This window comes from Priestia megaterium, from assembly GCF_046599315.1.
Classification (GTDB): domain Bacteria; phylum Bacillota; class Bacilli; order Bacillales; family Bacillaceae_H; genus Priestia; species Priestia megaterium_F.
Genome location: NZ_JBKIKC010000006.1, coordinates 99,013 through 117,680 on the forward strand (window position 1 = coordinate 99,013; position 18,668 = coordinate 117,680).

General features: G+C 35.6%; 20 protein-coding genes. 19 read left to right on the forward strand and 1 reads right to left on the reverse strand.

From position 1 onward, the window contains the following. Nucleotides 1-458: 458 nt before the first annotated feature. The 12 genes from ACLHDF_RS18395 (at nt 459) to ACLHDF_RS18450 (ending at nt 11,085) form a co-directional block, all read left to right on the forward strand. Nucleotides 459-1,403: an aldolase gene (locus ACLHDF_RS18395; protein ID WP_413920143.1), complete on the forward strand. Its 945-nt coding sequence runs from the start codon at nt 459-461 to the stop codon at nt 1,401-1,403. Next, nucleotides 1,396-1,701: a lasso peptide biosynthesis PqqD family chaperone gene (locus tag ACLHDF_RS18400; protein WP_413920144.1), complete on the forward strand. Its 306-nt coding sequence runs from the start codon at nt 1,396-1,398 to the stop codon at nt 1,699-1,701. The genes ACLHDF_RS18395 and ACLHDF_RS18400 overlap by 8 nt, the downstream gene beginning before the upstream one ends. Nucleotides 1,702-1,732: 31 nt before the next feature. Further along, complete coding sequence (locus ACLHDF_RS18405) at nt 1,733-2,215, forward strand: lasso peptide biosynthesis B2 protein (protein ID WP_318618552.1); 483 nt, start codon at nt 1,733-1,735, stop codon at nt 2,213-2,215. After that, on the forward strand, nt 2,208-3,389 hold the full coding sequence (locus ACLHDF_RS18410; RefSeq protein WP_413920145.1) for a nucleotidyltransferase family protein: 1,182 nt from the start codon (nt 2,208-2,210) through the stop codon (nt 3,387-3,389). The genes ACLHDF_RS18405 and ACLHDF_RS18410 overlap by 8 nt, the downstream gene beginning before the upstream one ends. 11 nt (nt 3,390-3,400) lie before the next feature. Further along, entirely contained in the window at nt 3,401-5,200 is a 1,800-nt protein-coding gene (locus tag ACLHDF_RS18415; protein WP_413920146.1) for an ABC transporter ATP-binding protein, read from the forward strand. Nucleotides 5,201-5,312: 112 nt separating this feature from the next. After that, nucleotides 5,313-5,516: a hypothetical protein gene (locus ACLHDF_RS18420; protein WP_318618555.1), complete on the forward strand. Its 204-nt coding sequence runs from the start codon at nt 5,313-5,315 to the stop codon at nt 5,514-5,516. Between the two features lie 110 nt (nt 5,517-5,626). Further along, complete coding sequence (locus ACLHDF_RS18425; RefSeq protein ID WP_413920147.1) at nt 5,627-6,412, forward strand: hypothetical protein; 786 nt, start codon at nt 5,627-5,629, stop codon at nt 6,410-6,412. Continuing rightward, nucleotides 6,409-6,678, forward strand: a complete 270-nt coding sequence (locus ACLHDF_RS18430) for a PqqD family protein (RefSeq protein ID WP_413920148.1) — start codon at nt 6,409-6,411, stop codon at nt 6,676-6,678. Before ACLHDF_RS18425 ends, ACLHDF_RS18430 begins: the two co-directional genes overlap by 4 nt. Continuing rightward, entirely contained in the window at nt 6,668-7,126 is a 459-nt protein-coding gene (locus ACLHDF_RS18435) for a signal peptidase I (RefSeq protein WP_413920290.1), read from the forward strand. Before ACLHDF_RS18430 ends, ACLHDF_RS18435 begins: the two co-directional genes overlap by 11 nt. Before the next feature lie 15 nt (nt 7,127-7,141). Then, the gene (locus ACLHDF_RS18440) at nt 7,142-8,953 is read left to right on the forward strand and encodes an ABC transporter ATP-binding protein (protein ID WP_413920149.1); all 1,812 of its coding nucleotides are present in this window, start codon (nt 7,142-7,144) and stop codon (nt 8,951-8,953) included. Between the two features lie 18 nt (nt 8,954-8,971). Next, the gene (locus ACLHDF_RS18445) at nt 8,972-10,075 is read left to right on the forward strand and encodes a nucleotidyltransferase family protein (RefSeq protein WP_413920150.1); all 1,104 of its coding nucleotides are present in this window, start codon (nt 8,972-8,974) and stop codon (nt 10,073-10,075) included. Between the two features lie 74 nt (nt 10,076-10,149). After that, nucleotides 10,150-11,085: a metallophosphoesterase gene (locus tag ACLHDF_RS18450; protein WP_413920151.1), complete on the forward strand. Its 936-nt coding sequence runs from the start codon at nt 10,150-10,152 to the stop codon at nt 11,083-11,085. A 76-nt stretch (nt 11,086-11,161) separates the two neighbouring features. On the opposite strand, the gene ACLHDF_RS18455 is transcribed toward ACLHDF_RS18450, so the two are convergent. Then, nucleotides 11,162-12,313 (reverse strand): FAD-dependent monooxygenase, encoded by a 1,152-nt coding sequence (locus ACLHDF_RS18455; RefSeq protein ID WP_413920152.1) that lies wholly within the window; start codon nt 12,311-12,313, stop codon nt 11,162-11,164. Nucleotides 12,314-12,658: 345 nt separating this feature from the next. Between ACLHDF_RS18455 and ACLHDF_RS18460 the strand changes: the two genes are divergently transcribed. From ACLHDF_RS18460 to ACLHDF_RS18490, 7 genes are all read left to right on the forward strand, one after another. Further along, nucleotides 12,659-13,054: a hypothetical protein gene (locus ACLHDF_RS18460; protein ID WP_413920153.1), complete on the forward strand. Its 396-nt coding sequence runs from the start codon at nt 12,659-12,661 to the stop codon at nt 13,052-13,054. A gap of 224 nt (nt 13,055-13,278) precedes the next feature. Continuing rightward, complete coding sequence (locus tag ACLHDF_RS18465) at nt 13,279-14,031, forward strand: NUDIX domain-containing protein (RefSeq protein ID WP_413920154.1); 753 nt, start codon at nt 13,279-13,281, stop codon at nt 14,029-14,031. 70 nt (nt 14,032-14,101) lie between these two features. Then, nucleotides 14,102-14,650, forward strand: a complete 549-nt coding sequence (locus ACLHDF_RS18470) for a cysteine hydrolase family protein (RefSeq protein ID WP_413920155.1) — start codon at nt 14,102-14,104, stop codon at nt 14,648-14,650. 23 nt (nt 14,651-14,673) lie between these two features. Beyond that, on the forward strand, nt 14,674-16,143 hold the full coding sequence (locus tag ACLHDF_RS18475) for a nicotinate phosphoribosyltransferase (RefSeq protein ID WP_413920156.1): 1,470 nt from the start codon (nt 14,674-14,676) through the stop codon (nt 16,141-16,143). A 15-nt stretch (nt 16,144-16,158) separates the two neighbouring features. Then, entirely contained in the window at nt 16,159-16,839 is a 681-nt protein-coding gene (gene nadD / locus ACLHDF_RS18480; RefSeq protein ID WP_413920157.1) for a nicotinate (nicotinamide) nucleotide adenylyltransferase, read from the forward strand. 34 nt (nt 16,840-16,873) lie between these two features. Continuing rightward, nucleotides 16,874-17,695, forward strand: a complete 822-nt coding sequence (gene nadE, locus ACLHDF_RS18485) for an ammonia-dependent NAD(+) synthetase (protein ID WP_413920158.1) — start codon at nt 16,874-16,876, stop codon at nt 17,693-17,695. Nucleotides 17,696-17,855: 160 nt separating this feature from the next. Further along, nucleotides 17,856-18,293 (forward strand): S1 domain-containing RNA-binding protein, encoded by a 438-nt coding sequence (locus ACLHDF_RS18490; RefSeq protein WP_413920159.1) that lies wholly within the window; start codon nt 17,856-17,858, stop codon nt 18,291-18,293. Nucleotides 18,294-18,668: the final 375 nt, after the last annotated feature.

The following is an 18,668-nucleotide window of genomic DNA, read 5'->3' on the forward strand; positions in this document are numbered from 1 at the left end:
TAGTATATTCTTGACTTTAAAATTCATTATAAGATATTTAGTATGATTGCTTATTTATTATAAGAAAGATATTCAATAGACGCCAGTTTATGCTTACCTTTTAAGAAAAAGTAAATAAATAACTCTATGTGATTGACACTATAGAAAAAAGATGATAATTTGAGTTATAAGTTGTTCTTTATAAAGAATAAAATAATCAAACTGTAAATTACTTAGTTAATATTGATTAAAAATCCTAAATTTTTTTATGTTATTTGTTCTTTATAGTGAACTCGTATATTGGGATTATTATTTTATAACCAATATATTTTAAAGATATTATGAAAAAACAATGAGAAAATTCTTGATTTTTTTCGGTGTTAAAATCATTAATAATTTGGATGAACCATTCTAAAAAAAGACAGAGCCAGTTTGTCAATTAATTTTACTAATATATAACAAACAGGGAGACATATTAGATGAAAGATACCTTAAATAAAATTGTTTATAAAGGGTTTGGATTAAATATAAGCAGCGAAATTCCTTTACCAGAATTACTTGAAATGAGTGTATCTGAGGGGGCAGCAGAAGTTGTAATTAAATTAGCTGATTTAACAACATTATGGTCAGAAGTGTCTGGTTCTAATAAGTATGTAGTTGTAAAAGAGCAGCTATGCATATTTAAGGTTCCTAACATTGCTATTTATTTGGTTGAGGAAGGAAACAAGGTAATCGTTTCACCTTTGGAGGGTTCTAGCGAAGATCAAATCAGACTTTATATCCTCGGCAGTTGTATGGGAGCATTATTGATGCAAAGAAAAATTCTTCCCTTGCACGGTAGCGCTATAGCCATAGATGGAAAGGCGTATGCAATAGTAGGTGATTCTGGTGCGGGAAAATCGACTCTTGCTTCTGCTTTTTTAAAGAAGGGATATCAACTTCTTAGTGATGATGTTATACCAGTAACTTTTAATGAAGAGAATATTCCTGTTGTAGCACCAGCTTATCCTCAACAAAAACTATGGTTAGAAAGCTTAAATCAATTTGGAATGGAATCAAAGGACTATAGTCCAATCTTTAATAGGGAAACCAAGTTCACTGTTCCAGTTAAGAATCAGTTTGCTGAGAAAATACTACCTCTTGCAGGTGTTTTCGAATTAGTGAAAACAGACGACCATGAAATTGAGATCCAACCTATTGAAAATTTAGAGCGATTACATATGTTGCTTAACCATACTTACCGTAGTTTCCTAATTGATAGGTTAGGGTTAATGGAATGGCATTTTAATACTTCGGCAAGAATTGTCAGCAAAATTGATCTTTATCAATTGCGCCGACCAGCATCCAGTTTTACTGCTCGCGATTTAACAGGCTTAATTTTAACTACATTAACATTAAAAAAGGGAGAGAAAGTAAATGGTTAAAAATGAATATATTTCAATAAATCAATTAGTTAGTCAAGAAGCAGGAAACATTGTAAGTGATATGGATGGAGAAAAAGTAATGTTAAGTATTGATAATGGAAAATATTATAATTTAGGTGAACTTGGCGGTCAAATATGGGAGAAAATCAAAGAACCTCTTTCTATTCTAGAATTAATCCATACATTAATGGCTGAGTACGATGTAGAACTGAATGTATGTAAGGAGCAAGTTATTTCCTTTTTGAGCCTATTGTTAAAAGAAGGCTTAATTAAGGTTGAAGATAAGATTAATTCATAGTTTTATGCTTTTCTAGATTTAGGAGGAAACAATGAACATTTTAAAGAAAGTAGGAGCATTTTTTGCATTGAACACGACAACAAAATGGCTGCTTGTCGAAGCTTTTATTTATTTAGGGTGGGCACGTTTTCTTAAAACGTTACCCTTTTCCAAGATAGCCCCTTCGTTAGGGAAACACATGAAAGAAACGACTTTAATTTCTGATTCATCAAATCAGCACGTTTTAAAAAATGTCTCTCAAGCTATTCATATTATGAGCCGTTATACTTTTTGGGAAAGCCAATGTCTCGTTAAAGCAATTGCGGGAATGAAAATGTTGGAAAAGCGTGAAATTGAAAGTACTCTTTACTTAGGTACTGCCAAAGATGAACATGGAAAGTTCATTGCGCATGCTTGGTTGCGCAGCGGCTCGTTCTACATTTCCGGTGCAGAAGGTAAGGGGAAATTTGCGGTTATCGCTAAATTTGCGAAAGAAATTAGCGCTAAAAAAGCCAAAGGAGAAAATTATGGATAACACTCTCAACGTAGTGCGTATCCCTAAAGAGTTAAGATTAATTCTTGAATTAATGAAAGAAGGGAATCACCAATACGTACAAAAACATCAAGAATCATTATGCAGGGACATTGATTGGAACTTTTTTATAAAGCTTACAATACATCACCGTGTATATCCTCTATTGAACTTCAAAATCAAAATGTTAGATGAAAGTTTAGTTCCAGCTTATGTGTTTCAATTCTTGAATCACCAATATAAAAAGAATACTTTTCAAATGCTTCGTTTAAGTGCGGAGATGGAACGTGTGAGTAAGCTCTTTTCTGAACAGAATATACGTACGGTTTTTTTGAAGGGACCTGTTTTAGCTCAGGATCTGTACGGAGATCTTTCCCTTCGTACTTCTAGTGATTTAGATATTCTCATTCCAATCGAGAAACTTGAGAAAGCAGAAGAACTGTTGCTGGCACTTGGTTATGAAAAAGATGACTATATTGAAACTGTATTAAATGATTGGCGGTGGAGACATCATCATGTGACCTATATTCATCCCCGGACAAAAATGAAACTTGAAATTCATTGGCGGTTACATCCTGGACCGGGGAAAGAGCCAAGTTTTAATGAATTATGGGAAAGAAAAAGTAAAAGTGAACTTACAAGTTATCCTGTTTATTTGCTAGGGACAGAAGATTTGTTTTTATTTCTTGTCTCTCATGGAGCACGTCATGGATGGTCACGTCTCCGGTGGTTGGTTGATATTCGACAACTTATGAGACAAAGGGTTGATTGGATAAAGCTTTATAATTTATTTAAAACCTATCATAATCCTCATGTAGGAGGGCAAGCTGTCATTTTGGCTTCACAGCTATTAAATACGCAGATTGTAGAAGAAATAAAGCCTTTATTAGTGGATAAACGATCAAAAGAGTTGGCTCAAGAGGCAATATTTTACCTTGAAAATATGGTTAATTTACATACTGATCCAGTACCTGAAGAAGTGTCTGAGTACCATAAACGTCATTTATTTTCATTAATGTCAGTTGAGCAAAAGCTTTTCTTTATTATGAGCTTTTTTCATCCTTACCCTGAAGATGCCGATACATTACCGCTACCAAAAAAACTACATTTCTTGTATTTTCCATTGCGTCCCCTCTTATGGGTGTGGAGAAAGACAAGGAAACGTGCCTTATCCTAGGGGGGACACTCATGAAACATCTCTTTTACTTTTTAAAGCAGATCCACGCTTATTCTGGAAATATTCTCTATATAAATCTCTTGATGATGGTTTTTATTAGTTTACTTGAAGGCATTGGAATTTTATTATTAGTTCCTATGATCAGTATAAGTGGCATTGCGAGTTTGGACGCGGGAGGAACATCAACATCTATCTCAAACATGTTTGTATTTCTACAGAACTTTCCCAGTATGCTAGGTTTACCTGTGGTATTAGGTATATATGTTTTGCTGGTAATCGGTCAAAATTTACTGCAGCGGCGGGTAACGATTAAAAATATGATCATTCAGCAGGAGTTTTTTCGATATATTCGTTTAGAAACCTATGATGCCTTGCTTCATTCGAATTGGAATCTTTTTGTTAAAAAAAGAAAATCCGATCTCATTAATTTGTTAACTGTAGAAATTGCACGCGTTAGTGTAGGAACAAACTCGTTTTTGCAATTTATGGCTTCCCTAGTTTTTACGTTCATACAAATTGGCATAGCTTTCTGGCTTTCACCTAATATAACACTTTTCGTATTAATCTGTGGTTTAGTCATTATCTTTTTAAATCGTACATTTCTTAAAAGATCATTGGCACTAGGAAAAAGAAATGTTGAATTAGGAAAGAATTATTTTGCGGGCCTAACAGATCAGATAAACGGGATTAAAGACATTAAAAGCAACACATTAGAAGAAAGCAGAATGGACTGGTACCGATCAATAACCAAAGGTATGCAGGATGAACAAGTTGAACATACAAAACTGAAAACAACCTCACAATCTTATTATAAAATCTCATCTGCTGTACTAGTTGCTGCTTTTATATATGCTGCAGTGAAGTTGTTTCATGCTGAAGCAAGCCAATTAATGCTTATCATTCTTATTTTTTCAAGATTATGGCCAAAAGTCGCCGGTATTCAAGCTTCTATGGAACAAATAGCGACAACTCTTCCAGCATTTAAAGCTGTGAAAGCTTTGCAAGATGAATGCAGAAATGCAAAAGAGTTTGAAAAAGGAGCTAATCAGCGTATTCAACCGATTCAATTTGTAAAAGACATCGAGTGCCGCAACGTTTATTTTCGCTATAATCAAGATGCATCTTACGCTTTACAACATATTAATTTGATCATTCCTTCTAATCAAATGACAGCTTTTGTAGGTCGGTCCGGCGCGGGGAAAAGCACGCTGATAGATTTGTTGATGGGACTTAATCAGCCTGAAAAAGGACAGGTTTTAATTGATGGAATTCCGTTATCGAAAGATAATTTATTATCATTAAGACGGGCTATTAGCTATGTTCCGCAAGATCCTTTTTTGTTTAATGCGAGTATAAGAGAAAATTTATTATTGGTGGAACCCAACGCAAGCGAACAGCAAATGTGGGAAGCGCTGGAGTTTTCATCTGCTGGGGAATTTGTAAGAAGGCTCCCGCAAGGTCTTGATTCATTAATCGGAGACCGGGGAATCAAGCTTTCGGGCGGAGAAAGGCAGCGGCTTGTGTTAGCCCGCGCTATTTTGCGCAATCCATCTATTCTCGTCTTGGACGAAGCAACGAGCGCGCTTGACACAGAAAATGAAGCAAAAATTCAAGAAGCATTAGAACGATTAAAAGGAAAGATGACGATTATTGTCATTGCTCATCGTTTGTCTACGATTCGCAATGCTGACCAGGTTATTGTGCTAGAGCAGGGCAAGATTATTCAACAGGGCGGTTTTACTCAGCTCGCTGAAGAAAAGAGTAATACGTTTAGTAAATTGCTAGGAAAGCAAATGGAAGCTGTTCAGTAGAAGATTCCTGAATAACGACTAGATCCACACCACAAGTGAGACAAGACAGCAATAGTTTAAATTTTTTGATTTAAAGTTCTTAATAAAGAACAAACTTAAAGGAGGTGATCATATGCACGAGAAGACCTATAGCGCTCCAGAAGTTTTAAATCATCAGCCAATCCGTTTTGAAACAGCTCAAAGCTGGAATCCAGGGAAAGGGAACCTAGATCATCCTGGAACAGGAAACGGTGGTTCTAACTGGCCATCTACTAATCCAAATCCTACTCCAGGAGGTGCAGGTGCCCCAGGAAATGGAAATGGGAAAAGTAAATAAAATACTTTTTTCAGCTATTTTATTTACTTAATACAGCAATATATAAAGCAGAAAGTCAATGGTTTTCCATTGACTGCTGTTTTAAGAGAAATTGATTGAGGAGACGAATAATGAAGACGCTGCATACAAAAATAGGGGATCACTATATTGATATTGAAACAGAATTTGATGATGTATGGAAAATAATTAATCAATATTTTTCATGTGTTAGTATAGCGGGAAACCGGCCGGATATTACGGTCACAATCACAAATGACTATGGTGTTTCTTTTAAAGATTATGAAGTCGCTATAGAAGAGAAACTCAATACAATTACTTTTAAAAGAGCAGACTATTTAATTGAAGTAGATTCAGAGTATCAATGGGCTAACGTAGCTATCCACGATGGCTTAGCTTTAAAACATGCTCTTATGAATTTATACAGCTCGTTTATTGTTCATCATAACTGGGGGATTCTCCTTCATTCATCGTGCGTTATTAACAATGATAAGGCGCATATATTTACAGGGCATTCAGGAGCCGGAAAGTCGACTGCGGCAAAGCTCTCAATGCCAAGGGAACTTCTTTCTGATGAAGCTACCATTTTAAAAATTACAGAAGAGAGTGTCATAGCTTTTAACTCGCCATTTCGAAGTGAGTTAAAAGCCAAGGGAAGTGAAAAAACCACATCTTTAAAAAGCATTCAGCTATTACATCAGGCATTATCTAATCAGCGGATAGAGGTAAAGAGAATAGAAGCGTGGATGAAGCTGATAGATAAAGTATTTTACTGGTCTTATAAACCTGAAGAAACGAAAAAAATAATGAGCTTGTTACAATTGTTAGTTAAACAAGTGCCTGTGTATGAGCTTCATTTTCAAAAAAATAATACATTTTGGGAGTTGATGTCATCGTGACAAGTTATATTCAAAAAGGCGAATATGAAGTAATGGAAATAGATTCAGAGTGGGTGATTTTAAATTCGCATGCATACACAGTAACCACTTTAAACGAAGTAGGAGGCTACTGTTGGAAGGTAATAGAAAATAAAAAAAAGCTTGCTGAAATTATTGAAGCTGTTGCAACTCATTATAGTACAGAAGCTGAATTAATTGAAGCAGATATACGGCATTTTTTAAATCAGTTAATTGATTGCGGCCTTGTTGAACAGTATGCAAGCTAATGATAAGCAAGGGCATATATTAAAAGCTTTGATTGATCGAAATGGATCGCTTGAACTTCCCGCTGAAGGAACGAGTATGTATCCTCTTATTAAACAAGGAGATATTTGCCGGTTTACTTCAATAAAGCATTCTCCGTTAAGAAGAGGAGACATTGTTTTATTCGAAAGTCCAGCTAATAAACTTATTGCTCATCGATTTTTAAACTGTGCTTATGTTCAAGAAGAAGAATGTTATATTTTCAAAGGTGATACGAACTATGGGCTGGATGCTCTTATTACGGGAGAAAAGATCATAGGAAAGCTTGTTGCTATTCAAAAAAAATCAGTTACTATTCAAGAAAAAAATGTAGCTGCTGTTTTATGGGGAAAGCTTATTCTTGCTTTTCCTATTCTATCAGTGCTATTACGAAAGTATATAAACTATCAAGAATGGAAAAAAACAGATTGAAAGGAGGATGTCGTCATGGTTAGTTTAAAAGCGATAAAGCAATTCGACATCCGCGAGTATATTTCTATCAAAGAGACAAAAAACATTGTTCAGTGGCTCTGGCCATATGTAATGAAGCATAAAGGTACTTATGTTGGTCTGTTTGTTTTGTTATTTGTTGAAATTACTCTTACTTTAATATCTGCATGGTTTATTGGAAACATTACCGATGCGGCTGTTCATGGTAATTTTGAACGGCTTAAGTGGCTAGTCGCTATCGGTGTAGGGTTGTCAGTAACAAGTATTACAGCTAATTTTATTGATACATATCTTGAAACGATTGCGGTCAATGCCGTCAAGCGAGACTTAAATTTGGATTTATATAAACACATTTTACTTTTACGAGAACGAGACGTCTCAAATTTACATTCCGGCGAATTGTTGTCTCATTTCACTAACGATATACATAATGTCGAAGGTGTAATTGGACGAGGTTTAATCAATCTAGTTAGGTTTCCAATCATTTCTATCGCTGCATTTATCTATTTAGTTCAAATTAATTGGAAATTATCGTTATTAATTGTCCTCGTATCTCCTATTGCGATTGCTGGTGGAGCTATATTCGGGATTTTACTTCGAAATAATAGCCGCGTCATGAATGAATTAATTAGCAATATTATTAAAAAGCTGAATGATACGTTTCACGGCTTTACTGTGATTCGATCTTTTACATTAGAAAAGCTGTTTTATAGAGATTATAGACAAAAGAATGAACGGCTTTATTCATTGGAAATGAGAGAGGCAAAGTTAAGAGGCTGGTTTTATGCCGGAAGCGAGGCAGTTGGAGCCATTGCGTTTCTTATTAGCTTAATTATAGGTGCTTTTTTTGTAACAGATAAAATTATTACGATTGGTGCATTATTAACATTTATCAATCTTGTGAACCAATTGATTTCTCCATTGACAGGACTAGCTGGACAGTGGGCTGGCTATCAGCGGTCTGTTTCGGCGTTGGAAAGAATTACTAAACTGTTGAATTACCCGACTCAAGCAAAGGTGCTGCCTCACTATACTTCCGCAATGCTTGTTCAAAAGGATATACAGGTTAGAAATCTCACATTTAGTTATGATGAGAACACGACTGTATTCAAAGATTTTAATCTATATATTCCTGCTGGCAAAGCAGTAGCGCTAGTTGGCCCAAGCGGCGCCGGAAAATCAACGCTCTTTAATTTGCTTCAACATTTTTATGAACCTCAATTTGGCACTATTGCTATCGATGGGCGTTCAATTGACGAATTAACCATTTCAGAACTAAGAAGTTCAATTGCGTACGTTCCTCAAGAGACATTTCTTTTTAGCGGTACGATAAAAGATAATTTAATGATAGCAAGACCCTTGGCTACGGAAGAAGAAATGATTAAAGCCGCTGCTTATGCAAATATTCATGATCACATCATGACGCTGCCTAACGGCTATGACACAGAAGTCGGAGAAAGAGGAGCTAAGCTGTCAGGAGGACAAAGACAGCGATTAGCTATTGCAAGAGCCATTTTAAAAGATGCGCCTATTCTTCTATTAGACGAAGCTACTTCAGCACTGGACAGTGAAACGGAACATTTGGTAAAAGAAGCATTGGACCGCTTAATGGTAAATCGTACAACTATCATAATTGCGCATCGTTTGTCTACAATTCAACATGCAGATCTCATTGTGGTGATGGATAAAGGAGAAGTTGTCCAAAAAGGCACCCATGAAGAGTTAATGAGACAAAGGGGAATGTACGGCAGATTAAATAAAGCACAAGAAATCAGTGAACAGAAGCCAATCATGCTGAAAGCTAAATAATAGGAAGGAAGAAGTGCTTTGCTCGATAAACTCATAACATACCTTTACGATTCTAACGCCGATCTACCAAGTCATGCTGATTTTTATCATGAAGTGATACAAGAGGTTGAATTATATTTCATTTCGCCACAAGTCTACTCCTTATTGAAAGAAAAAGGAAAGCTAGGAAACACTCCTTTATTTTTTCAAACAAGACTTAGGCAAAAATATCAAGAAACATTATATCAAAATTTATTTATTAAAAATCAAACGGATCATATTATTCGGAAATTTGAAGAAGAACAGATAGAAGTAATACCTCTTAAAGGAGTTTACTTTGCTGAAAAGTATTTTGGTCACATAGGTGCTAGAGGGACTTCAGATATCGATATCTTAGTTAAAAGGAAAGATATCAATAAAGCAACAGAAGCAGTAAAATCCATGAATTTTGAAATTGAAGAAGAATTTATTCCTTCTCACTTTCACAGCAGTTTTAGTAAAGAAATTCCTGGATCTGCTATCCCATTTACAGTGGAAATTCATTGGGATATATTAAAGGAAAAAACCGCTAATTTCAACATTCAAGAGTTTTGGGATAAAGCAGTAAGCTTAGAAGGCTTTCAGTTTGTAAAGGCTTTATCCGACTATCATGCGTTTTATATGATATGTCTTCACGGTTGGAGGCATAATTTAGATTCGCCTAAGCATTTTTTAGATATTATTCAAATGATTGATGTTTTAAAAGATAAGATAAGCTATAAAACTCTCTTTAAGGATGCAAAGCGTCATCAAACATATAAAAGGATGGTTCGAACATTGTCCATCGTGTATAGCCAGTACAGCATGTTGGACGATATAAAAGAATTAAGTTCTATTGAAAATCAATTTAAGGATTCCATGTCTTCAACATTGGCACAAGAAAAGAAAGGAATCAAAAAATATTTTACCTTTATGGATTATCAATTCCTCAGCTATGATTCAATTTGGCACAGCTTAAGTGAAATGCGCAGCTGGTTATTACCGAATAGATTTGAAGTAACTTCTCAGTTAAAAGAGACATCAAGACAGCATTCTTACTTTTATAGTTTATTTATTTTATATAAGCAAAGATGTAATAGTGTGGTAAAAGCTCTATGGTCTTAAGGTTCGCATTTATGGAGATTTTAACTTACAAGCCTGTACTATTTTTTAATCTTCATACATTGGAGGGGATGCTAGTGAGAAAGTTGAAAGGAAAAGTGATGGCAGCCTCTTTCTTTTTAATTGTTGTATTGATGGGATATACATTTTGGGATAATCAACGAATCACTATAGTTAAGCAAGATGTAGTAATTGAACATCTTCCTAAAGAGCTTGAAGGCTTTTCTATTGTTCAAATTACAGATTTACACGAAAAAGAATTTGGAGAAAATCAAGAAAGACTAATAAACGCTATTAATTCTATTCCTTATGATGCTATTGTTTTTACAGGTGACATGATGAAAAATAATAGTAAAAATGCCATGCCGTTTTATACGTTAATAGAAGGTATTGAAAATAAACAACATGCTTTATTTGTACCCGGAAATACAGACCCTAAAAGCTATCGTACCTCTTCAGATAATCTTGAAAAAAGTGAATTTATTAAAAATATGGAAAAGAAAGGAGTTAGGCTGCTTGATTCCACGTATACAGTAAAGCGAGGAAACGTTCATGCCCAGTTTGTTAATTTTGAGTGGTCGTTAAAAACAGAGAATAAGTCAAAAATCAATGAAAATTTTTTATCAAAGAACGAAAATTATCCAAAAAAGGAAACCTCAGATCTTATTATTGGGTTGAATCACTTTCCAGTAGTTGATTCTCACATCGATGCTCTTCTTAGAGATCCCAGCGTTACATTTAGGTATTACGATTTGATTATGGCTGGACATTATCATGGAGGACAATTTCGTATCCCTTTTTTCGGCGCACTCTTTGTTCCGGAAGCTTGGTATGAAAAGAGCGGTCTGTTTCCTCCACAAGACCGAGTTAAAGGCCTCTGGGAATACAAACATATTAAGCAATATGTCAGTGCAGGCTTAGGAAGCAATGGCCCCATCCCATTTTTGAATTTTCGACTCTTTGCCCCCCCTGAAATCAACGTACTAACATTTAAAAGTGGGAAAACTGAGTGAGAAATAATAAAAGTGTTGAACGGAATTTGAACAATCTGCTTATAAATTATGAGGTTCATTAACAATAAAGCTACGCTCAATAAGGAGGTAGCTTCTTGTTAGTGTATTGAAAAAGAGGAAGCCTTTCTCCTTCAAGCTTTAAAGGAGCTGAAAAATTTTCTAAAAAAGAAGCTTCGGCCACGATTTGTTGTTCCTGCAAATCTTTTACTATTTTTCTTCTCGCATTTTCAAATTCTTTTAATTGTCCTGCTTCTAAGGAACCTTGAGAAATTAATTTAGGCAAAATCTGAGAAAGAACTTCAGCATCCATTATAGCAGCATTCATACCATATGCACCGGTTGGAGTCATGGTATGCGCGGCATCTCCTATAATTGCTAATCCATCTTTTACCCAAGTATTACAGTGAGAACTATATACAGACAATAAAATGAAATCTTTCCATGAATGAAGGTTCTGCTCAATACTTTCTTTTAATTGAGGAAATGCCAGAATTAGCTGATCAAGAAAAGGCTGTATAGACTGCTTCTTTAAAGAAGTATAGGACCCTTCTTTTATATTCCATCCTATTTGAATAAAGCCGCCTGTCTGCGTAAACAGTGCCATTTGCTGATTGTTCACTACTGTAAAGCGAATAGTAGGTTCCCATTTTTTAGGAGTAGGGATTTTCGCCCAAAGTAAGTCATATCCGTGATGTTTGATCTCATTTTTTATATGTGCAAGCTTGCGTACAGCTGAATGACGGCCGTCCGCACCAATAATTAGTTTGCTTTGAATAGTGATATCTTTTCCGTCTTTTTGTATAGCTTTTATCCCTATATAGTGACCATGGGCACTTTTTATCAACTCCGTTACTTTTGTGCCTAGCATAAGTTTGTAGGAGGGCTGGATACTTGCTTGGTTATTTATTGATTGAAGAAGGTGCTGCTGTGGAACATGAATTCCTGCATGTCCATTCTCAGGTTCTATTGTTTTAAATATATGTCCATCTTTCCAGTATTCGACTCTAGACATTCGAAGGAGGCCTAAGCTTTCGATTTCTTCAAATATATGGTGTTTCTTAAGAATCATTTCTCCATCTTCATTTAAATGTTCGCCCCGAAATTCTTTTCCGAGTTTATCAGATCTCTCTATGAGTATAGTTGATATATTTTGTTTAGCTAATAAATAGGCCAGTAGAGCACCGCCTGGTCCGCTTCCTATTATACACACATCCGTTTGATAGTTCATTTTCTTCACCTTGTTTGTTATATGCAATTAAGTTACTTTAAGTAAGTATATTAACTTTTATAAATGTTAATGTCAACTTTTTTATAGTTTTTCTTTATCTATAGAATTCGTTCTTTGGATAAAACATAAATAAGGTCTTCCATAATCACAGTCAAAGATTAAGATTTATGGTAAACTAAAATATGCAAATTATTTTGAATAATTTGTATTAAAAGATAAAACTTCAAAACTGTTGAGAAAAAGCACGGTTGGAAAGCAGCAGGATTTTTAGCAAGAAGTGTATCTGTTACATAGAGAGCGTCTCTGAAAATTCTGGCAAACTCCAATTTTGACTGGAGGATGATTATGACAAAAATAGAACATTATATCCAAACATTGGGTAACAGTGCAGATTTACTAACGAAAAGACAGACAAGCATTTACTTCGAAAAACTTTCAACCACCTTTCCTTTTTTAACAATCATGCAAATTAATTGGAGAAAAGTATTAATTAAAAAGTCCACGCGGCATATTGAAGAAATCAAAAAGTGGCTTCAAGAGATGAATATAAAAGAACATCAAGTTGTTTTATTTTGGAAACGAGCAACTAAAGCGGTAAGTGTCGATTTAGCTCAAGTGTTACTGTTTCTCCAACAAACAGCTGATCTTACAGAAGAAGCCTTTATTTACTGTCCGTCTGTTGACTATGTAATTGAATATTTTAAAGACGGTAAAATGATGATTGGTTTAGCAGCACGTTAATAAAAAGGAAAAAAGAAAGCTGAGGGAAGAGGCGAATTAGAACCTCTTTACTCAGCTTTTTATGCATATAAAATCTAAAAAATACGAAACATAACGTTATTTACAACATAAATTACCTTCTCTTTATAATTAATGGGAAAAGTATTGACATTTTCCATAAAACAAATATAATTAACATTAATCATATTGTTAATTGTAAAAAGAGTGATCAGGAGAAATGATGAATGTCGAACAAAAAAGAATACCCTAGACCCTATGGTTATACGTCAGATATTGCTGTATTTACGATTGTGACGGAAGAAAAAGAACCATACAAACCACCTAAAATGAATTTGAAATTAATGCTTATCCAACGAGCAATGCTTAACGCAGAGGGAGAGGAAAACAGCGAAGCAGGAAAGTGGGCGCTTCCTGGCGGATTTGTCCATCCTGATGAATCAGCTTTTGAAGCAGCTAAAAGAGAGCTAGAAGAAGAAACGGGCGTAACAGATATTCATTTAAAACACTATGGTGTCTATGATGAACCCGGCAGAGACGATAGAGGATGGGTGATTACAAACGCACATTATGCAATCGTGCCAGAAGATAGTTTACTAAAGCGAAAAGCGAATGATGATGCTGCTCGAGTTGAATTATTTAAAATAGATGAAATCTGTTCATTGCCTTTAGCTTTTGATCATGAAATCATCATTCGAGATGCAATTAAGGAAATTAAAAAAGATTTATTGCAAACAACTATTGCTCAGAAGTTTCTACCTTCTCAGTTTACATATTCTGAGCTGCAGGCTGTGCTTCTTACCGTAACGGATGATGCGGCGATTAAAAGTGATCAAGCGTTTGCACGAAAAATAAGAATGCTGCCATTTATCGAAGAAGTAGACGGAAAAACAACTACGAGAACGTCTAAAAAACCAACAAAGCTCTACCGATTTGTTGAGATGAATGTGATGAAGCCAATCTATACAGCGCGTTATTAAAAGAAAAGATGCTAATTTAAATAATTAACAATATGTTAACTGTTAATTTTATTTATGAGGGGGAAACATAATGAAAAAAGCACTGATTAATATCGATTATACATATGATTTTGTAGCTGAAAACGGAGCTTTGACGTGCGGAGAACCAGGGCAAAAAATTGAAACGCCCATAAGCGATATCACGCGTCAATTTATTGAGCAAGGCGAGTATGTGGTGTTTGCCATTGATTTTCATAAAGAAAATGATTCTTTACATCCAGAATCAGCGCTGTTTCCGTCTCATAATATTGAAGGTTCTGCAGGAAGAGAGCTATACGGAAAGTTAAATGATCTATATAACGTGTATCAATCAAAGGAAAATGTAGAATGGATGAATAAAACGAGATACAGCGCATTTGCTGGAACAGATCTGGAGATTAAACTGCGAGAAAGAAAAATTACCGATGTCTACTTAGCAGGTGTATGCACGGATATCTGTGTACTTCATACAGCAGTAGATGCCTATAATAAAGGCTTTGCTATTTACATTTGTGAAGAAGCTGTAGCGAGTTTTAACCAAAAAGGTCATAAGTGGGCGCTTGAACATTTTAAATCTTGCCTCGGGGCAGAAATTATTTAAGGACATAAAAGTGGAGGAAATCAATGAATATGTTTACAGATGACAGCGTAATGCTACACACCGATTTATATCAAATTAATATGGGAGAAACGTATTGGGAAGATAATATTCATCAAAAGAAAGCAGTTTTTGAAGTTTTCTTCCGCAAGCTACCTTTTGGGAATGGGTATGCTGTTTTTGCAGGATTAGAAAGAATTATTGAATATATTAAAGCATTTAAATTTAGCGAATCTGATTTAACGTACTTGCACGAAGAATTAGGTTTTAAAGAAGACTATTTAGCCTACTTAAAAGACCTTACGTTTACTGGCACCATTCGATGTATGCGTGAAGGTGAGCTTGTGTTTCATAATGAACCAATTCTACGTGTAGAAGCGCCATTAATTGAAGCTCAGCTAGTAGAAACAGCCATTTTGAATATTGTGAATTACCAAACGCTGATTGCGACGAAAGCAGCGCGAATTAAACATGTAGTAGGAGATCAAGTGGCAATGGAGTTTGGAACACGACGTGCTCAAGAAATGGACGCTGCCATTTGGGGAACAAGAGCAGCCTATATCGGAGGATTTGGTGCTACTTCTAACGTGCGAGCAGGAAAAAAATTTGGAATTCCAGTTGCAGGAACGCATGCTCATGCGATGGTGCAAGCTTATAAAGACGAATACATTGCATTTCATAAATATGCTCGTCGCCATAAAAACTGTGTGTTTCTAGTTGACACGTACGATACGTTAAAATCAGGGGTGCCTAATGCCATTAAAGTAGCAAAAGAATTAGGCGATAAAATTAAATTTACGGCAATTCGTTTAGACAGCGGCGACTTAACCTATTTGTCTAAAAAAGCTCGTCAAATGTTAGATGAAGCAGGTTTTACAGAGACAAAAATTGTTGCTTCTAATGATTTAGATGAAGATACGATTATGCATTTAAAATCGCAAGGGGCACAAATAGACATGTGGGGGATTGGTACTAAGCTAATCACTGCATATGACCAGCCGGCGCTTGGAGCAGTGTATAAACTCGTCTCTATTGAAGGAGAAAATGGCGAGATGATGGATACGATTAAAATTAGCGCAAATCCTGAAAAGGTAAGTACACCAGGGTTGAAACGAGTATATCGTATTATTAATAATTTGAACGGAAAATCTGAAGGGGACTACATCACTATGGAAGACGAAGATCCTCAAAGTGAAGAACGTTTAAAAATGTTCCATCCTGTTCATACATTTATCAGTAAATTTGTCACAAATTTTGAGGCAAAAGAACTCCATCATGATATTTTTGTAAACGGAAAGCTTGTTTATGAAACAGAAGAACTTCAAGAAATTCAGCAGTACGTAAAAGATAATTTAGAGCTGCTTTGGGATGAATATAAGCGTACGCGCAACCCTGAAGAATATCCAGTGGATTTAAGTGAGAAATGTTGGGAAAATAAAACGCGTCAAATTGCGTACGTAAAACAAAAGGTCGCGGAAGCCCTAAATAAAAAATAGTAGGGAGCTGGGGACATGTCAAATACGCTTGCTTATTTTCAACAGCTAAATCCTGAAAAGAAAATAGATAAGCTTTTAGAAAAGGGAGCGAAAATTGGAATTTATGGTTCTTCTTTTGATCCGGTTACCAATGTTCATCTTTGGACGGCTTCAACGGTCGCTCATCGAAAGAAGTTAGATGCTATTATCTTTTTACCTTCATCTCACAAACGAACAGATAAAAAGCTGCAGACATCCGATGAACATCGTGTAAATATGGTTAGCTTAGCGATCAAAGACAACCCAAAATTTTTGCTCGACACGTATGAGCTAGACGTATTGCCCGGCTATCATTACACATACTACACTATGCAGCATTTTAAAAAATTGCTCCCGCAAGCTGACTTGTTTTTTATCATGGGAGCCGACTTGCTTCAAGATATTGGTGAAGGCAAGTGGAAGAAAGCAGATGAACTTATTAGCGAAAACCAGTTTATTATTATGGCAAGAGAGGGAATAGACATGTTGAAAGCTATTAGTCATTCTCCTTTGCTTCGAAATTATGATGACGGACGGTTTCAGCTTCTTGATAAAGGGCTAGCGATGGAAATCAGCTCTACTTATATTCGTCAAGAATTTGCCCGGGGCGGAGAACCGAGATATTTAATGCCTGATCTCTGTTATTTTTATAGTAAAAAACATGGATTGTATCAGTAAGAAATCTACATATAATGGAAGGAGAGCATGTATCATGTCAGATATGCAAGAAAAAATAAGAAAAGAGTTACATGTAAAATCTGAAATTGACCCAGCGCAAGAAATTCGTGCCCGCGTTGATTTTCTGAAAAACTACCTAAAGTCAGCAAATGCAAAAGGTTTTGTATTAGGTATAAGCGGAGGGCAAGACTCTAGCTTGGCAGGACGATTGGCTCAGATTGCTGTCGATGAGCTGCAAAAAGAAGAATATGAAGCAAAATTTGTAGCGGTTCGTTTGCCTCATGGCACGCAGCATGATGAAGCCGATGCGAAGGCGTCGCTAGAATTTATTAAACCAAATGAAAAGTATACGTTTAATATCAAAAACACGGTGGAAGCATTTGAAAGTTCATTTACAGGTGCCACGGATATAGCGCTGTCTGATTTTCATAAAGGAAATGTAAAAGCACGTACACGTATGATTGTACAGTATGCAATCGGAGGAGAAAACGGCCTTTTAGTTATCGGAACCGATCATGCTGCGGAAGCAGTAACAGGCTTTTTTACAAAATACGGAGACGGCGGAGCAGACGTGCTGCCTCTAACGGGATTAACAAAACGTCAAGGAAAAGCATTGCTAAAAGAATTAGGTGCAGATAAGCGATTGTACGAAAAAGTACCAACAGCTGACTTGTTAGATAATAGTCCTGGTCAAGCTGACGAGACGGAACTAGGAATTTCTTATGATGAGCTAGACGATTATTTAGAAGGAAAAGAAGTATCACAAGAAGCAGCTGAAAAAATTGAGCATCGCTATCGTATTACTGAACATAAGCGTCAGTTACCGGCTAGCATGTTTGATGAATGGTGGAAATGAGGAAAAGGCCCCTATTAGATGTAGCTAATAGGGGCATTCTTTTCGACTGATTTTAAAAAAATGTAATTTAACTAAGTGTTTTCTCATAACATACTTTGTTATCTTTACGCACTTTGGTATAATGAAGTGCTTTGAATATTATTGAGGAGGAACATTTTTTATGGCAATTGAAGTAGGTAGCAAGGTACAAGGGAAAGTAACAGGTATTACTAATTTTGGAGCATTTGTAGAATTACCTGGAGGTCAAACTGGGCTTGTACATATTAGTGAGGTAGCTGACAGCTATGTAAAAGACATTAATGATCACCTTAAAGTTGGTCAAGAAGTTGAAGTGAAAGTCGTTAATGAGAAAGACGGAAAAATTGGATTATCCATTAAAAAAGCGGTAGATAAACCTGAAAGACCCTCATCTTCTTATTCACAACGCCCGCCGCGTCAGCCAAGAAATAATGATAATCGTTCTAAAAGTAATTTCCAACCAAAGGAAAACTTCGAACAAAAAATGGCGCGTTTCTTAAAAGATAGTGAAGATAATTTATCTACGCTAAAGCGCAGCACTGAATCAAAACGAGGTGGTAGGGGAGGAAGACGTGGATAAATCCCTTCCACTATAACTACTTTATTATAAAAAAGAAGCAAGCCAGTAAAAAATGGCTTGCTTCTTTTTTATAATAGCTTAGTATATGCGGTAGAAGAGTAAAGAGAAGATTAGGTACTTACTTGGTTGTAAAGTAGATGCCAATAGTGACAAGTGATGAGAGAAGATCAAGAATGAGTAGGATGAAATTTAAATCAATCATAATCATACCTCCCTTTTTACGAGCGTTGACGTTAGTATCTGCACGAATCACCTTTATTATTCATAATTTTTAGAAGTTTCTTTTAACTAGTTGCAACATTTTTTATTAAACTAAACTATGTTCTAAATAATAACATTAATAATAAAAACGCTTATAAGAACTATTTTCTTAGA

Bases quoted from the DNA above. Each gene is read 5' to 3' on its own strand.
- ACLHDF_RS18395 (WP_413920143.1), top strand. From the start codon at position 459: ATGAAAGATACCTTAAATAAAATTGTTTATAAAGGGTTTGGATTAAAT.
- ACLHDF_RS18400 (WP_413920144.1), top strand. From the start codon at position 1,396: ATGGTTAAAAATGAATATATTTCAATAAATCAATTAGTTAGTCAAGAA.
- ACLHDF_RS18405 (WP_318618552.1), top strand. From the start codon at position 1,733: ATGAACATTTTAAAGAAAGTAGGAGCATTTTTTGCATTGAACACGACA.
- ACLHDF_RS18410 (WP_413920145.1), top strand. From the start codon at position 2,208: ATGGATAACACTCTCAACGTAGTGCGTATCCCTAAAGAGTTAAGATTA.
- ACLHDF_RS18415 (WP_413920146.1), top strand. From the start codon at position 3,401: ATGAAACATCTCTTTTACTTTTTAAAGCAGATCCACGCTTATTCTGGA.
- ACLHDF_RS18420 (WP_318618555.1), top strand. From the start codon at position 5,313: ATGCACGAGAAGACCTATAGCGCTCCAGAAGTTTTAAATCATCAGCCA.
- ACLHDF_RS18425 (WP_413920147.1), top strand. From the start codon at position 5,627: ATGAAGACGCTGCATACAAAAATAGGGGATCACTATATTGATATTGAA.
- ACLHDF_RS18435 (WP_413920290.1), top strand. From the start codon at position 6,668: ATGCAAGCTAATGATAAGCAAGGGCATATATTAAAAGCTTTGATTGAT.
- ACLHDF_RS18440 (WP_413920149.1), top strand. From the start codon at position 7,142: ATGGTTAGTTTAAAAGCGATAAAGCAATTCGACATCCGCGAGTATATT.
- ACLHDF_RS18455 (WP_413920152.1), bottom strand. From the start codon at position 12,313: ATGAACTATCAAACGGATGTGTGTATAATAGGAAGCGGACCAGGCGGT.
- ACLHDF_RS18460 (WP_413920153.1), top strand. From the start codon at position 12,659: ATGACAAAAATAGAACATTATATCCAAACATTGGGTAACAGTGCAGAT.
- ACLHDF_RS18465 (WP_413920154.1), top strand. From the start codon at position 13,279: ATGTCGAACAAAAAAGAATACCCTAGACCCTATGGTTATACGTCAGAT.
- ACLHDF_RS18470 (WP_413920155.1), top strand. From the start codon at position 14,102: ATGAAAAAAGCACTGATTAATATCGATTATACATATGATTTTGTAGCT.
- ACLHDF_RS18475 (WP_413920156.1), top strand. From the start codon at position 14,674: ATGAATATGTTTACAGATGACAGCGTAATGCTACACACCGATTTATAT.
- nadD (WP_413920157.1), top strand. From the start codon at position 16,159: ATGTCAAATACGCTTGCTTATTTTCAACAGCTAAATCCTGAAAAGAAA.
- nadE (WP_413920158.1), top strand. From the start codon at position 16,874: ATGTCAGATATGCAAGAAAAAATAAGAAAAGAGTTACATGTAAAATCT.
- ACLHDF_RS18490 (WP_413920159.1), top strand. From the start codon at position 17,856: ATGGCAATTGAAGTAGGTAGCAAGGTACAAGGGAAAGTAACAGGTATT.